The 14,599-nt window shown below is 56.0% G+C and carries 12 protein-coding genes and 4 pseudogenes; 3 read left to right on the top strand and 13 right to left on the bottom strand.

Annotation, left to right across the window (positions count from 1 at the left end):
- Nucleotides 1-396: 396 nt before the first annotated feature.
- The 10 genes and pseudogenes from BTN45_RS24495 to BTN45_RS26670 all read right to left on the bottom strand — a co-directional run bounded on the left by BTN45_RS24495 (nucleotide 397) and on the right by BTN45_RS26670 (nucleotide 8,820).
- Nucleotides 397-1,287, bottom strand: coding sequence for an oligopeptide/dipeptide ABC transporter ATP-binding protein (locus BTN45_RS24495; protein ID WP_246751758.1), 891 nt, complete (start codon nucleotides 1,285-1,287; stop codon nucleotides 397-399).
- A complete protein-coding gene (locus BTN45_RS26490) occupies nucleotides 1,221-1,439 on the bottom strand; it encodes a hypothetical protein (RefSeq protein ID WP_246751759.1) in 219 nt (72 codons plus the stop codon). The genes BTN45_RS24495 and BTN45_RS26490 overlap by 67 nt, the downstream gene beginning before the upstream one ends.
- A complete protein-coding gene (locus tag BTN45_RS26485; protein WP_246751757.1) occupies nucleotides 1,436-1,729 on the bottom strand; it encodes an oligopeptide/dipeptide ABC transporter ATP-binding protein in 294 nt (97 codons plus the stop codon). Before BTN45_RS26485 ends, BTN45_RS26490 begins: the two co-directional genes overlap by 4 nt.
- A gap of 192 nt (nucleotides 1,730-1,921) precedes the next feature.
- A pseudogene (locus BTN45_RS26480) lies at nucleotides 1,922-2,254 on the bottom strand (ATP-binding cassette domain-containing protein); the annotation flags it as partial.
- A 168-nt stretch (nucleotides 2,255-2,422) separates the two neighbouring features.
- The gene (locus tag BTN45_RS24485) at nucleotides 2,423-3,241 is read right to left on the bottom strand and encodes an ABC transporter permease (protein ID WP_246751737.1); all 819 of its coding nucleotides are present in this window, start codon (nucleotides 3,239-3,241) and stop codon (nucleotides 2,423-2,425) included.
- Nucleotides 3,238-4,061: pseudogene (locus BTN45_RS24480) on the bottom strand (ABC transporter permease). The gene BTN45_RS24485 and the pseudogene BTN45_RS24480 overlap by 4 nt, the downstream one beginning before the upstream one ends.
- A 197-nt stretch (nucleotides 4,062-4,258) precedes the next feature.
- Entirely contained in the window at nucleotides 4,259-5,626 is a 1,368-nt protein-coding gene (locus BTN45_RS24475; protein WP_246751736.1) for an ABC transporter substrate-binding protein, read from the bottom strand.
- A 1,359-nt stretch (nucleotides 5,627-6,985) separates the two neighbouring features.
- Nucleotides 6,986-7,645, bottom strand: coding sequence for an outer membrane protein (locus BTN45_RS24470; protein ID WP_006700639.1), 660 nt, complete (start codon nucleotides 7,643-7,645; stop codon nucleotides 6,986-6,988).
- Between the two features lie 208 nt (nucleotides 7,646-7,853).
- Nucleotides 7,854-8,237: an ester cyclase gene (locus BTN45_RS24465; protein ID WP_207591645.1), complete on the bottom strand. Its 384-nt coding sequence runs from the start codon at nucleotides 8,235-8,237 to the stop codon at nucleotides 7,854-7,856.
- 454 nt (nucleotides 8,238-8,691) lie between these two features.
- Complete coding sequence (locus BTN45_RS26670; RefSeq protein ID WP_281434758.1) at nucleotides 8,692-8,820, bottom strand: hypothetical protein; 129 nt, start codon at nucleotides 8,818-8,820, stop codon at nucleotides 8,692-8,694.
- A 222-nt stretch (nucleotides 8,821-9,042) separates the two neighbouring features.
- On the opposite strand from BTN45_RS26670, the gene BTN45_RS24460 reads away from it, so the two are divergent.
- A complete protein-coding gene (locus BTN45_RS24460; RefSeq protein WP_246751756.1) occupies nucleotides 9,043-9,240 on the top strand; it encodes an AbrB/MazE/SpoVT family DNA-binding domain-containing protein in 198 nt (65 codons plus the stop codon).
- Nucleotides 9,237-9,524, top strand: a pseudogene (locus BTN45_RS26475) (type II toxin-antitoxin system VapC family toxin); the annotation flags it as partial. The gene BTN45_RS24460 and the pseudogene BTN45_RS26475, both read left to right, overlap by 4 nt.
- Nucleotides 9,525-9,657: 133 nt before the next feature.
- On the opposite strand, the gene BTN45_RS24455 reads toward BTN45_RS26475, so the two are convergent.
- On the bottom strand, nucleotides 9,658-10,113 hold the full coding sequence (locus BTN45_RS24455; protein WP_207591646.1) for a pyridoxamine 5'-phosphate oxidase family protein: 456 nt from the start codon (nucleotides 10,111-10,113) through the stop codon (nucleotides 9,658-9,660).
- Between the two features lie 3,240 nt (nucleotides 10,114-13,353).
- Between BTN45_RS24455 and BTN45_RS24450 the strand changes: the two genes are divergently transcribed.
- Nucleotides 13,354-13,809: a pyridoxamine 5'-phosphate oxidase family protein gene (locus BTN45_RS24450; protein ID WP_207591646.1), complete on the top strand. Its 456-nt coding sequence runs from the start codon at nucleotides 13,354-13,356 to the stop codon at nucleotides 13,807-13,809.
- Between the two features lie 134 nt (nucleotides 13,810-13,943).
- On the opposite strand, the pseudogene BTN45_RS26470 reads toward BTN45_RS24450, so the two are convergent.
- Together BTN45_RS26470 and BTN45_RS24445 are read right to left on the bottom strand one after the other, a co-directional pair.
- A pseudogene (locus BTN45_RS26470) lies at nucleotides 13,944-14,231 on the bottom strand (type II toxin-antitoxin system VapC family toxin); the annotation flags it as partial.
- Complete coding sequence (locus BTN45_RS24445; RefSeq protein WP_246751756.1) at nucleotides 14,228-14,425, bottom strand: AbrB/MazE/SpoVT family DNA-binding domain-containing protein; 198 nt, start codon at nucleotides 14,423-14,425, stop codon at nucleotides 14,228-14,230. The pseudogene BTN45_RS26470 and the gene BTN45_RS24445, both read right to left, overlap by 4 nt.
- Between the last annotated feature and the right edge of the window lie 174 nt (nucleotides 14,426-14,599).

Genomic DNA, 14,599 nt, shown 5'->3' with positions numbered 1-14,599 from the left:
GAGCTGCGGGGCGCCCGAGCTGCCATCAACGAGCCGGGCAGCAACTCCGGTTACAACCTCTTTCGCGCTTTCGTCGCGCCGTATGCCAGGGATGGCCGGTTTTTTTCCTCGGTACAGGAAACCGGCGGTCATCTGGCGAGCATCGATGTGGTTTCGAAGGGCGAGGCCGATGTCGCTTCCATAGATTGTGTCACTTTGGCAATACGCAGCGCTTCGATCCGCAGCGCGTCGCAGGCGTGCGCATCCTTGCCGAACGGCGAAGGGACCAGGCCTGCCTTTCATCACGTCTGCGGCGGACACCGGCCAGGCAGCTGGTCATTTTGCGGCGGGCACTGGCGGAGACCATCGCCGATCCCGAGCTTGCCGGCATCTGCGATGCGCTTTCGTTGCGTGGCATCAGTCTGCTTGGAGACGCCGATTATGAGGTGTTGGCTGAGCTCGATCGGGATGCTGCGCGTCATGGTTACCCCGTAATCGCCTGAGGCATGGCGTCGGCGTCCGCCATGAGCGGGAAATGACAGGCGACGCTACGGCCGAATGAACCGGCAGGAACAAGCGATGGCACTTCGCTTGAACAGCGGGACGCGCCAGCGGACAGCGTTTGTGGAAACGGCAGCCGGAAGGCGGGCTGCCGGGGCTTGGCAATTCTCCGGAAAGCACGATGCGTTCACGTCGGCGGCCGGGATCGAGCGTAAGGTTGGCGGAGAGCAGCGCCTGCGTATAGGGATGTGCGGGATTGCGAAACAAATCGGATGTCGGCCCGCTCTCAACGATCTGGCCAAGATACATCACGGCGACACGATCGGTAACGCGGCCAACGACATTGAGATTGTGCGAGATGAGCAGATAGCTGAGCTTCAGACGATCCCGAAGCGCGCGCAGGAGATTGAGCAGTTCGCCCTGAATGGAGATGTCGAGACCAGCCGTGGGTTCATCGGCCACGATGATCGAGGGTTCGGCTGCAAGCGCGCGCACAAGCGCCACACGGCGTGCCTGCCCACCGCTCAACTGGTGCGGATAACGTGAAAGAAGCTGTTCGCCGAGACCGATACTTTCCGCAAGCGCGGATATGCGCGCCCAGCTCTCGGCGGAATGCACTTTGCGGATTTTAAGCGGCTCAGCCAAAAGTGCGCCGACCTTCATGCGCGGTGAAAGCGAGGCGGCAGGGTCTTGGAACAGGAGCTGAATGCGGCGCTGCAGACCTTTACGACGGGCCGCCGTCACATTGGTAAGCGTTTCTCCGGCGACGGAAAGCGTTCCTGCGGCAAGTGGCTGAAGCCCGACGATTGCCCGGGCGAGGGAAGATTTTCCGCATCCGCTTTCCCCGACCAAACCAGGGTTTCGCCGGAATACAGATCAAGCGATACGCCATCAACGGCGGTCAGCCGGTCATAGCGGATCACGGCATTCTTCAGGGAGAGGACAGGGGTGGTTGTCATGCCGCCGCCTCCAGCCAGCAAGAAAAGCTCTGCCCGGTTTTTGCCAGCCGGCGTGGCGGCTTTTCCACGCACCGGTCGTGTCGGGAAGGACATCGTTGCGCAAAGATGCAACCGTGTGGCCGCCGGGCGGGATCGGGAACGGTGCCGGGAATAGTGGCAAGATCCTGCAGTCGGTCGAAGGCGGCGTAAGGGTCGATCTCGCAGTTGAGCAGGGCGCGGGTATAAGGATGTTTCGGATGATGCAGAACGTCTGCTACCCGGCCGTTTTCCACCACCGTTCCCGCATACATTACGATGACACTGTCGCAGAGTTCTGCGATCAGTCCCATGCTGTGGCTGACGACCAGCATGGAAGCGACAGTGCGTTGCCGCAGCCTATGCAGCATCTCCACGACCTGCGCTTCGACCGTGGCGTCAAGTGCGGTCGTCGGTTCGTCGGCAATCAGCAGCTTCGGTTCGACCAGAAGCGCCATGGCGATCACAACGCGTTGCCGCATGCCGCCGGAGAATTCGTGCGGATAGCGGTGCATGCGCAAGGCGGCATCCTGCAACCCCACATCGGAAAGCATCGCTTCCGCCCGTGCCCAGAGCGCGCGCCGGCTTTCTTTTGGAAACCGCCGGCGCTGAATATCGACAAGCTGTGTGCCGATCGTGAACATCGCGTTCAGAGCAGTCATGGGGTCTTGAAAAACAATCGCAATATCGGTGCCGCGCAGACCCGCCGTTTCCGCTGGTGTCAGGTCTGTCTCGCGCCCGTCAAAGGCTGCACGGTCCGCCGAAATTTCCGCATTATCGGCAAGCAGGCCGAGCAGGGTGAAGGCGACAGTTGATTTGCCACTGCCGCTCTCGCCGACAAGGCCGACTGACTGGCCGCGGCAATAGTGATATCGACGCCGTCGAGAATATGCGCGCTGTGTCCGGCGTTCTTGTAAGACACGTTGAGATTTTCGATGAGAAGCAGTGCGTCTGTCACAGGCTTTTCCTCAGCTTCGGATCGAGCGTGTCGCGCAGTGCTTCACCGAGAAGTGCAAACCGAGCGTCGCGAGGATCAGCGCCAGGCCGGAAAAGGTGGCGAGCCATACCGACTGGTCGAGATAGGTGTAGCCGTCATTGAGGAGATTGCCCCAGCTTGCCAGTGGCGGGCGCACCCCCAGCCCAAGAAAGCTCAACCCCGCTTCGATGGTGATGACGACGGGGATGTCCATGCATGCGAGCACGAAAATCGGACCGATGATGTTGGGCGTGACGTGATGCGCGACCACCCGCCACGTTTCCGAGCCGAGAACCCTTTCTGCTTCAATGAAGGGGCTGTTGCGGATCGCGATCGTCTGGGCGCGGGCGACCCGGCCGAAATGCGGGATGAAAACGATACTGACAAGCAGGACGACGTTGCCTAGACCCGGGCCGAAGACGGCGACGAGCGCCAGGGCAAGAATGATGCTTGGAAACGAGGTCACGACATCGAAGATGCCGACGATGAAGAGGTCCACGACACGTGAGGAAAGCGCGGCAGCCACGCCAAGCGCGACACCCGCTGTCAGCGAAATGGCGATGACGGAGAGAGAAATGCCGAGCGCTATCCGAGCGCCGTAGATAACACGGCTCAATATGTCCCGCCCGAGATGGTCGGTTCCCAGAAGATGTTGCAGCGACGGGTCCATGAACCGGTTGGCCGGCGCGATCGCGTTCGGGCCATAGGGCGCGATCAGCGGAGCAGCGATTGCCACCAGACAGAGCAGCGTGACGGCAAACAGCGAGAAAGTGCCGCCGGGTCGGCGGGAAAGATCGTGGAGGACGGTCATTGTTCTTGCCTTCCAGATACGAGCCGGGCGCGCTCACGCGGATCGAGCAGGCTCTGGGAAAGGTCCGCAAGGAGGTTGGTCAGGATGTAAAGCAGCACGATGACAAAGACCCCGCCCTGAACCACCGGATAGTTGCGGGTTCGAATGGCGTCATAGATCAACGAACCGAGACCGGGACGGTGAAAATGACTTCTGCAAAAACTGCCCCGCCCAGAAGCTCGCCAAACCCCATGCCAAGCACCGCGACGGTGGGCAATATCGCTGGCTTCAGCGCATATTTCACGAGTATTTTGATTTCGCTGACACCATAAGCACGCAACGTGCGGATCTGGTTTTCGCCCAGTACCTCGAGCAACGAGGCGCGCAGTAGACGGGCGATATAGCCGATCCAGCCGGCAGCCAGCGCCGCTGTTGGTAAGGCGAGATGCCAGAGCTGGTCGGCGATATCGCCGCTCTGTCCGGCGCCCAGCACCGGGAACCAGCTCAGCTTCACCGAGAACATCATCAGAAGGAAGACCGAGACGACGAAGCTCGGCGTCGAGATGAAACCGACGCTCAGGAACGCGACGAGCCGGTCCATCCTGCCGCCCGGCCAGCGCGCGGAGACGAGAGCAAGCGGCACGCCGAGCGCAATGGCGCAGAGCATGGCGGAAACGGCCAGCGCCACGGTGTTCGGCAAGGCGGCTGCAACAAGCGCAATAACCGGGCGACCGTTGAAAACGTCTTCACCGAGATCGCCGGAAACCAGGCGGCCGAAAAAGGTAAATACCTGTTCGATTAACGGCTTGTCGAGACCGATGCGCGCGTTGAGCGCCGACACGGCTTCAGGCGTTGCGCGTGAGCCGAGGATCACCGTTGCAGGGTCACCGGGGATCAGCCGGTTAGCGCCATCAATAAAACGACAGAGCCGGCCACGGCGAGGAGCGCCGTGACGAGCTTGAAGGCCAGATGAATGTGTAAGGACGTGCTCCTCACCTCAGCACATCCCTGTCAGCATTGAAAAAAACGCGCACAATATCAGGCCGTTGCTTCCGTGAATGCCGTATAGAGCCAGTTGTTGCCATTCGGAAGAACACCGGGCTTCAGCCATTTGCGCGAGGCAAATGCGTTGAGATTATGCGTGATCCAGATGAAGGCCGCGGATTCGTCGAGCAACTTCTGGGCCTCGATATAAATCTTTTCGCGTTCGGCGGGATCGACCGTGACGCCGCCCTTTTCATGCAGCGCATCGTACTCCGCGTTCTTCCAGCGTTGCCAGTTCCATTGGCCGACCTGCGCGGAAGTGAACCATTGCGTCTGGAAGCCGGGGTCGAATTTTCCATTGAATTTGATAAGCGAGAGTTCGAGATCCTTGCTGGCGTCATTTTTGCCGAGCGCCCAGTAGGCGGCGGATTCCAGCGCCTCGATTTCCACCTCGATACCGACTTCGGAGAGGTTGGCCTGGATGATCTGGGCGATGGCCTCGTAACGTGCCGTGGCTTCAATGGTAAGCTTGGTCTTGAAACCGTTCGCGTGACCGGCTTCGGCAAGCAATGCCTGCGCCTTTTCCAGATCTCTTGCGTAGACCGGGGCTTCTTTCCAGTAGCCGAGCAGGCTTGGCGCCAGTAGCGAATTGGCGCGCGGATAGATACCGGAATAGGCGCCCTGCAGGATCGCGTCGATGTCGACGGCATAACGGATCGCCTGACGCACTCGGATGTCGTTGAAGGGAGCCTTCTCGACATTCGGGCCGAACCACACATAGTCGATGGCGGGAATTTCCGTCACGCTGGCATCCGGCAGGTTCGCGAGGGCCTTGCCGCTCTCCGGATCGATCGCTGTAAAGTCGATCTCGCCGGACCGGAAGGCGATTTCAGACGTCTTTTGTTCCCCGATGGGTTTGCCGACGATCTGCTGGAAGTGTGGCTTGATCGGGCCCTTGTAGTCGGGGTTGATTTCCAGGGTGAAATGCTCGCGCGGAACCCATTCCTTGAGAACGTAGGGGCCGCTGCCGATCAGTTTCGTGGCAATGTCCTTGCCCAGCGCTTCGAACGCCTTCCTGGAGATGATGCGGCCAGATCCATCGGCCAGTGCGATCGTATAGAGCGCCGGCGCCGGCTGCTTCAGGATAATGCGGCCTTCGAGTGGGCTTGTGACCTCTACGCGGTCAAGAGCGGACCAGTCTTTGGCATAGGTAACGGGTTTGCCTTCGGCATCGGGTTTCAGGAAACGTTCGAAGGAAAATTTCACGTCTTCGGCGGTCAGTTCGCCATAACCGCCGGTAAAGGTAAGGCCACTGCGCAGTTTGAAGCGGATTTCGGTGTCGCTCACCTGTTCCAGTTGTTCGGCAGCATCGAGTTCCCAGTCCGTCGAGCCCGGCTTGAAAGAGATCAGCCCCTGCTGCACTGACCACAGGACATTGAGATCGATCGGGCCGGAGCGGTTGGCCGGATCGAGATTTGAAAGGTCCTTCTCGACGCGGACGACAATCCTGGATCGGTCGGCATTGGCAAAGACTGGATGGACGCCCCAAAAGCGACGAGACCTGCAATGGACGCGCCGCCGACGAGCACCTGCCGGCGTGTAGTGTTAAATGTCAAGAAGAGGCCCTCCGGTATAAAGCGCCCGCCAGCCAAAAGGATGGGTAGCGCTCATCAATTCGATGGAGGGATTAAAGCGAATAATCTACAATATTTATAGAATAAATATTTTCCCTGGAGTTCTGTTGCAAAACCATTTTTCCCTTTTTGTCGTCTGCGATGCAAAGCCGTGCGGCGCGGCCGTGTGCGCCGGGTTCTATAGTGGCGCGCGAACCTGTCTCGGTTGTAACCTCATACATGTCCCGTCTTACGTTTCCTGATATCTTCGCCTCGTCTGCCAATCCTACACTCATAGCTCGAATCGAGCGGCAGACCGTGGCCTAGGCAGGCCTCATCTATGGCGGCTTCGTCGCGGTGGACGAGGGGTACCCGGCAAAATACTGGCACCGAAAAAGGCCAGGAAAGCCCAAGGCTGGCAGTGCTGATCGTCGCCATAATGGTAGAGGCAGAGCAAATGGCCGGCAGGGAAACAGATGTTTCCGACGAGGCCTTAAGAAATGCAGATGATGATCAAAGAGACTGTGGCTGCCGGCAGTAATGAGGCTGGCTGGTCACCTCTGGCAACGCTCGGTTTCTGGTTTGCCGTGCATGGGCCTTGATCGGCGCCACTTCGGATTTGCAGGACCGGGCGGTTTCGTTGAGGCTTGCCCGGTCGTCAACCTCAGACGCTGTGACGGGGGCGGTCATCTGGTGAGCGTGAGGCAGGCGGAGAAGAATGGCAGCGCAGCGTACGAAGAAACCCGTGATGGCGCGTAAACCGGTTGCCGTCGCATCCAGGAGCTGGAGGCACGCAAGCGTTCGCTGGCGGCAAGGCTGGCGCCTCAGGAACAACGACTTGATGTACGACGCAAGATGCTGCCGGGCACGTGGGTGATCAGCGAACTTCGGAAAGCAATCGCGGAATCGGACGCGCAGATTTTGCGGGATCTTGGGGCGTCACCTGTCAGAGATGGCACGACGTGACGATCGAAAACTGCTTGAGGAGTTGCTCAACGGGAGAACTACGGATGAGACTGGTTGAACGTTGCCGGCGGTAGAAGGAGCGTGTCAGGCCTGGTCCGGTCCGGTCCGGACCTAACCTAACCTAACCAGCATGATCAGTCATTGTCCATAACGAAAAAAGCCCGGCACGATGGCCGGGCTTTTGCTGTTGCTGTCCGTTGTATCAGAACTTCACGCCGAGGCCGACGCGGATTGCATGCTGGTCGACATCCGCATTGATAGCAGAGCCACCGAAGCTGAAATCCTTGTCGCCGAAGTCGGTGTAACGGTACTCAACGCGTCCGAATACCATGTCGGTAAATGCATAGTCGAGACCAACGCCGACGGTGTAGCCGTTGAAGGTTTCCTTCACGTCGGCAATGCCCGGAACTTCCGCGTAGCCGCGAGCATAGGCCCAGCCTGCGGTACCGTATACCAGGGCACGGTCAAATGCGTAGCCGACGCGGCCACGAACCGAACCCTGCCAGTCAAACCCGTAGTCAAAGCCCGTGCCGAGAATGGTGGCGGAATCATCGCCCCAGTTCTTTTCGAAGTCAGCCTCAAGGCCAACGACCCAGCTGTTGCCAAGGTCATAGTTGAAGCCGACGAAACCGCCGGCGAGAGCGCCGTCGAAGTCTGCGGACGTTTCGCCGGGAAGGCCGACGATCGAAGCGTCATTGTTGTTCCAACCGTAACCAGCCTGCACACCGGCGGTAAATCCGGTCCAGCTGAACAGCGGCGCAACCTCTGCTGCCGGGGCTGCAGGAACTTCTGATACGGCATCGGCCGCCATTGCAGTCGATGCCGCGAGCACGAATGCGATAGTCGATACGATTTTCTTCATAGTCTCTGAACTCCCTTACATGAGAGATCATTCATATGCTTTTTGCCTGAAAAATGATGTAACTTTTGTGCAACGCCTGCGATCCGTGCAGCGGTCTGCATAAATTCGAGGCTGCCCGGGCGCGGTGGGAAGTCGCTTGCGCTCGCGCGCGTCAGGGTAATTTTACGGACCTTTGCTGGCCGCCGATGTCTTTGCAAGGCCAGGGCTCTCAGCCAAGCTGACGTTCGATTGCGGGCTTGTCGATGACCGACCAGACCCTGCGGATTTTCATGTGCTCAAATTCGTAGAACACATGCTCGCAGAACTGAACCCTCCTGCCATTGACCGGAAGGCTCATGAAGGTGGATTTGGGCGTGCAATCGAACGAAAGCCGGGCGGCAACCCGTGTCGCGTCACTGACAAGGATCTCTGCCTCGAACCGCAGGTCGGGAATGTCGGCAAAGTCGTTTTCCAGCATGTCGCGATAGCCCGACAGCCCGAATGGTCGGCCGTTGTGTTCGACTGTATCGTCAACGAAGGTGCCGAGTTCGTCGAAGGCCTGACGGTTGAGGCAGTCGAGGTAAGCCAGATAGATGTCCTGAAGTGTCGGCATGTGTTTCTCCGAATCGATCAAAGGTCAAGCCTGCTCCGGCGCCGGGGTCTAAGTCAGCAGTTTGCGCGACGCTCGCGGTCCGTTGCGACAGCGAACTGTGCCTCGAGACGTGTCCTGATTTCGCTGCAGCCCTATTGCATCCACGATATCGCCGCCAAGCTTCATTGCGTGCTGTTGATGTATGATCCGGAGCTTCGCAAGGAAGAGACCCCTGGCCGGAACTACGGCGCATGCTGCGTGAACTGATCCAGCCTTGCTGGTCTGTGATTGAGCCGCAGTCGCGTATGCGCCTGCTGCGGCCGAAGACGCGCAAGAGGCCGCTTCAGGAGGAAAGGAACAGGATCGCCTTGTAAGCAGCGTGAAGGGCTCGGTAGGGCGAAGCAACGGTCTTTGGTGAACAGGTCGTCGCCGGGTCTTCGCCGCCCTGCGGCGGCGAGACAGAAGCACGCCCTACCTATGCGGCAAGGCCCGTTACCAGATAAGCCGACACCAGAAGAAGGGTGATTATTGTGAAGAATATCAGTCCTGCCGCCAGTTCATCGAACCGGCCGTCGCGTTCATTGCGGTCCCAGTCGTAAGCCAAAGCCAACCTCCATCGTTGCTGTTAGAGAAGGGTGGTCCGGTATGGTTAATGTAATCCTAACGGCGATAGACTGAATGTTGTCGGGTATGATTTGGTGGCTGGGCCTTGGTGATTGATTTGATCGCGAGATTGGTTGAAACAGAGGCACAGAAAAACCGTCTTACGCCGGTATTACGGGAGTTTCAGATGGCAACAACGGTAACGGCCAAAGGCTAGGTCACGATTCCAAAAGCCGTACGCGAGCTTTTAGGAATTTCACCAGGAAGCTCGGTCGATTTTGTTCGGGCCCACGATGGAAGGATAGTTCTCGTCAGGGCTGACAAGAAACAGCCACTCACGCGTTTCGCAAGGCTGCGCGGACATGCCGGTGAAGGTCTGGGTACCGACGCCATCCTGGCTCTGACCCGTGGTGACGAGTGACGCTTGTCGATACAAATGTCCTGCTTGATCTTGTGACGGACGACCCGGTTTGGACCGACTGGTCGATTGAGCAGCTCGAATTGGCGAGCGTTTAGGGTCCGCTGTTCATCAATGACGTTGTCTACGTGGAACTATCTGTTCGATATGAGCGGATGGAAGAACTTGATGCTTTTGTTGATCAGGCGGGGTTGAAGTTCAGCCCTTTCCCTCGCGCGGCGTTATTTGTGGCGGGAAAGGCCTTTACCAGATATCGCCGCGGTGGCGGTACCCGTAACGGCATGCTCTGGAAAGCTCCTCGATCCCGGATTTGGATGCCAGAAAGTTGGGAGACAGGTTAGATTAGTCGTAGACAGGCTCTAACCCAACTGAGGACGTTCAGTTGCCAGACCCCGGGTCGAGCTCGACAAGCTGCGTCACTCATACCACACCTTTCATGGCGGCATCGCTTGCCAGTTCGATTTTTCCATTCTCCTCGCCATCCCAGAACTCGATCGTGCGTGCCGACACCTTGATCAGAACTATACGTGGTGTGTCGGCGCCCTGCGGAAACCACCTGTCCAGTCCACTAGTCCAATGGGCGTCGAACTCGGGCCTGTCTCTGATCAGGCTCGCCTGACCGTTGACAGAAACAAATATTCCCGGTTTGCCAAGAATACCGGGTGGAGCAGTGAAAGTCAGTGTAACCGACGAGTCTTTGACTATCTCCTGGACTTTCTTCGTGTCTTCATAGGAGAAGAACCATGAGTCACCATCATATTCCACATCGCCGTTGTTGCTCATTGGTCGACTATTGATCTGCCCGGCGGGATCGTGTGTGTTGAACATGCAGAAGTCGATCTTGCTGAGTTTTCTGGAGAGCTCGCTTATCTTCATTGGTCAATCCTTTTCTTACATCACGAATTCAACCATTTTTGAGGTCTGAGGTTCCGCCGGTCGCAGCGCATGACCGTGATACGTGAGAAATACGGGCTGTTCGCGAGGGACTGCTCGCCTTCGGGAAGCCAAGGCTTCCATATCTCGACCGTGAGCGAAGCATTGTTCACTGACGAAAATTTCGGCCAGGCTGATAATTTTTGAAGCGCGAAGGCGATCGTTAGCGGCAGGTTTATATAATGAGTGCCAGACAGACGCCTGTTAAAAGGAAAGTCTTGTCATATAGCGGGTGACCCGTGGGGGAGGCAGCTGTGATGATCACGTTTGTGGGTGATGATGGAAAAACTGTGCAGGCGAAGAGAAGGTGAAGACTGCCACGGGCTCTGAGGGATCACCTGAGCGCATGGCGCTGGTTGCCCTGTCAAAGGCCTCAGCGAGGGCCGTTCGTGTCGAAACCGACAATACGCCTATAGCCCTTGCCATAGAACACTCGATACTCGAACAGGTGCGAACCCAGTCATCTTGCAAGTTATATTCTGCGAACGGATGAGGACCAGAACGTATTGTCTCAATTATTGTCCGACCTAGAACGACGCGCCTCGTGCTTTAACGAGGAAGTCCCGACCATAATTCTGGCCGCCCCCTCATAAAGCGGGAGTCCGAGCGAGTAGCCGCGTAGAGGGATAACGCACATTCGGAACGGGAAAATACCTCACACCAACGATTTTTTGTTCCCGTTCATCCCCGCCCCGTGTGCCTCACTTATACTGCCCTTGTTGTGTGAAGAGCCGGAAGACGTTCCGGTTTTGAAACGGAGCCAGCGCCGGTTGTGAGAGAAAGGCGTCACTCTCATATTTCGGGTGCTGACAGAGATTACCGTCTGGCAGTGACCGGAGGAGAGATGGAATCTGGTTTGTGGTGGGCCTTTCTATTTCTCCGAAACGCATTGGCTGAAGGATAAGCTCTGGCAGGCATAAACCGCTGAAGCGGGGCACTGATAAGTGTCTTTATTTTCCACAGGCGGCAATTTTCAGTGCCCCGTTGCAATCCCCATCGAGCTGAAAGGCTGATGGGGAAAAGAGATGAAGTTCACAACACGGTCGCAGCTGCGTCGCGTGATAGGAAAGGTGTGTTCAAATGGTTCTCTATGAAATGTACGTCCTTGCTACTCGTGCAGATACTGCCCTGATGAGGAGGAGGCTGGCACGATCTCTCTATGCCAGAGCAAAGCTTCGAAATCGGAAGCTCAAGAAGCAATATTTACGCGACCAGAAGGGGAGCTTTGAGTCGATGGCCGATAGCAAGAGGGCAGGCCAGTTGCGATCTGGGCGACTTCCATAAACATATATTTATATAATAACCAACGTAAAACATATAAAAAATATGCGCTGGTGGATTGTGTATTTTTGACTGAAAGCGGATGAGAATCTGCGAGCAAGACTGATTTTATGGACCTGCGATTTGCGGATTGCGGGCCAATTACGCGCAAATATATGAATTTTATGTTAAATTTGCTGATATGAAAGGAGAATTATTATGCGTAGAAACTATATGAGCGAGATGGATTTGATTGGGATGGAGTTCAGATTTGAGTGGCGATCGATCACAATAACAATATCATGATATTGTTATTGTGATCGATCGCCACTCAAATCTGAACTCCATCCCAATCAAATCCATCTCGCTCATATAGTTTCTACGCATAATAATTCTCCTTTCATATCAGCAAATTTAACATAAAATTCATATATTTGCGCGTAATTGGCCCGCAATCCGCAAATCGCAGGTCCATAAAATCAGTCTTGCTCGCAGATTCTCATCCGCTTTCAGTCAAAAATACACAATCCACCAGCGCATATTTTTTATATGTTTTACGTTGGTTATTATATAAATATATGTTTATGGAAGTCGCCCAGATCGCAACTGGCCTGCCCTCTTGCTATCGGCCATCGACTCAAAGCTCCCCTTCTGGTCGCGTAAATATTGCTTCTTGAGCTTCCGATTTCGAAGCTTTGCTCTGGCATAGAGAGATCGTGCCAGCCTCCTCCTCATCAGGGCAGTATCTGCACGAGTAGCAAGGACGTACATTTCATAGAGAACCATTTGAACACACCTTTCCTATCACGCGACGCAGCTGCGACCGTGTTGTGAACTTCATCTCTTTTCCCCATCAGCCTTTCAGCTCGATGGGGATTGCAACGGGGCACTGAAAATTGCCGCCTGTGGAAAATAAAGACACTTATCAGTGCCCCGCTTCAGCGGTTTATGCCTGCCAGAGCTTATCCTTCAGCCAATGCGTTTCGGAGAAATAGAAAGGCCCACCACAAACCAGATTCCATCTCTCCTCCGGTCACTGCCAGACGGTAATCTCTGTCAGCACCCGAAATATGAGAGTGACGCCTTTCTCTCACAACCGGCGCTGGCTCCGTTTCAAAACCGGAACGTCTTCCGGCTCTTCACACAACAAGGGCAGTATAAGTGAGGCACACGGGGCGGGGATGAACGGGAACAAAAAATCGTTGGTGTGAGGTATTTTCCCGTTCCGAATGTGCGTTATCCCTCTACGCGGCTACTCGCTCGGACTCCCGCTTTATGAGGGGGCGGCCAGAATTATGGTCGGGACTTCCTCGTTAAAGCACGAGGCGCGTCGTTCTAGGTCGGACAATAATTGAGACAATACGTTCTGGTCCTCATCCGTTCGCAGAATATAACTTGCAAGATGACTGGGTTCGCACCTGTTCGAGTATCGAGTGTTCTATGGCAAGGGCTATAGGCGTATTGTCGGTTTCGACACGAACGGCCCTCGCTGAGGCCTTTGACAGGGCAACCAGCGCCATGCGCTCAGGTGATCCCTCAGAGCCCGTGGCAGTCTTCACCTTCTCTTCGCCTGCACAGTTTTTCCATCATCACCCACAAACGTGATCATCACAGCTGCCTCCCCCACGGGTCACCCGCTATATGACAAGACTTTCCTTTTAACAGGCGTCTGTCTGGCACTCATTATATAAACCTGCCGCTAACGATCGCCTTCGCGCTTCAAAAATTATCAGCCTGGCCGAAATTTTCGTCAGTGAACAATGCTTCGCTCACGGTCGAGATATGGAAGCCTTGGCTTCCCGAAGGCGAGCAGTCCCTCGCGAACAGCCCGTATTTCTCACGTATCACGGTCATGCGCTGCGACCGGCGGAACCTCAGACCTCAAAAATGGTTGAATTCGTGATGTAAGAAAAGGATTGACCAATGAAGATAAGCGAGCTCTCCAGAAAACTCAGCAAGATCGACTTCTGCATGTTCAACACACACGATCCCGCCGGGCAGATCAATAGTCGACCAATGAGCAACAACGGCGATGTGGAATATGATGGTGACTCATGGTTCTTCTCCTATGAAGACACGAAGAAAGTCCAGGAGATAGTCAAAGACTCGTCGGTTACACTGACTTTCACTGCTCCACCCGGTATTCTTGGCAAACCGGGAATATTTGTTTCTGTCAACGGTCAGGCGAGCCTGATCAGAGACAGGCCCGAGTTCGACGCCCATTGGACTAGTGGACTGGACAGGTGGTTTCCGCAGGGCGCCGACACACCACGTATAGTTCTGATCAAGGTGTCGGCACGCACGATCGAGTTCTGGGATGGCGAGGAGAATGGAAAAATCGAACTGGCAAGCGATGCCGCCATGAAAGGTGTGGTATGAGTGACGCAGCTTGTCGAGCTCGACCCGGGGTCTGGCAACTGAACGTCCTCAGTTGGGTTAGAGCCTGTCTACGACTAATCTAACCTGTCTCCCAACTTTCTGGGCATCCAAATCCGGGATCGAGGAGCTTTCCAGAGCATGCCGTTACGGGTACCGCCACCGCGGCGATATCTGGTAAAGGCCTTTCCCGCCACAAATAACGCCGCGCGAGGGAAAGGGCTGAACTTCAACCCCGCCTGATCAACAAAAGCATCAAGTTCTTCCATCCGCTCATATCGAACAGATAGTTCCACGTAGACAACGTCATTGATGAACAGCGGACCCTAAACGCTCGCCAATTCGAGCTGCTCAATCGACCAGTCGGTCCAAACCGGGTCGTCCGTCACAAGATCAAGCAGGACATTTGTATCGACAAGCGTCACTCGTCACCACGGGTCAGAGCCAGGATGGCGTCGGTACCCAGACCTTCACCGGCATGTCCGCGCAGCCTTGCGAAACGCGTGAGTGGCTGTTTCTTGTCAGCCCTGACGAGAACTATCCTTCCATCGTGGGCCCGAACAAAATCGACCGAGCTTCCTGGTGAAATTCCTAAAAGCTCGCGTACGGCTTTTGGAATCGTGACCTAGCCTTTGGCCGTTACCGTTGTTGCCATCTGAAACTCCCGTAATACCGGCGTAAGACGGTTTTTCTGTGCCTCTGTTTCAACCAATCTCGCGATCAAATCAATCACCAAGGCCCAGCCACCAAATCATACCCGACAACATTCAGTCTATCGCCGTTAGGATTACAT

It is taken from the genome of Rhizobium sp. ZX09, assembly GCF_017357485.1.
GTDB lineage: Bacteria > Pseudomonadota > Alphaproteobacteria > Rhizobiales > Rhizobiaceae > Agrobacterium > Agrobacterium pusense.
Note: the sequence above shows the minus strand (reverse complement) of the source record. Positions and strands in the feature narration are given on the sequence as shown.

What these genes read in the sequence shown, in the direction of transcription:
- BTN45_RS24485 (WP_246751737.1), bottom strand. Translation starts at nt 3,241, where the DNA reads ATGACCGTCCTCCACGATCTTTCCCGCCGACCCGGCGGCACTTTCTCG.
- BTN45_RS24450 (WP_207591646.1), top strand. Translation starts at nt 13,354, where the DNA reads ATGAAGATAAGCGAGCTCTCCAGAAAACTCAGCAAGATCGACTTCTGC.
- BTN45_RS26485 (WP_246751757.1), bottom strand. Translation starts at nt 1,729, where the DNA reads ATGTATGCGGGAACGGTGGTGGAAAACGGCCGGGTAGCAGACGTTCTG.
- BTN45_RS26490 (WP_246751759.1), bottom strand. Translation starts at nt 1,439, where the DNA reads ATGACAACCACCCCTGTCCTCTCCCTGAAGAATGCCGTGATCCGCTAT.
- BTN45_RS24455 (WP_207591646.1), bottom strand. Translation starts at nt 10,113, where the DNA reads ATGAAGATAAGCGAGCTCTCCAGAAAACTCAGCAAGATCGACTTCTGC.
- BTN45_RS24470 (WP_006700639.1), bottom strand. Translation starts at nt 7,645, where the DNA reads ATGAAGAAAATCGTATCGACTATCGCATTCGTGCTCGCGGCATCGACT.
- BTN45_RS24465 (WP_207591645.1), bottom strand. Translation starts at nt 8,237, where the DNA reads ATGCCGACACTTCAGGACATCTATCTGGCTTACCTCGACTGCCTCAAC.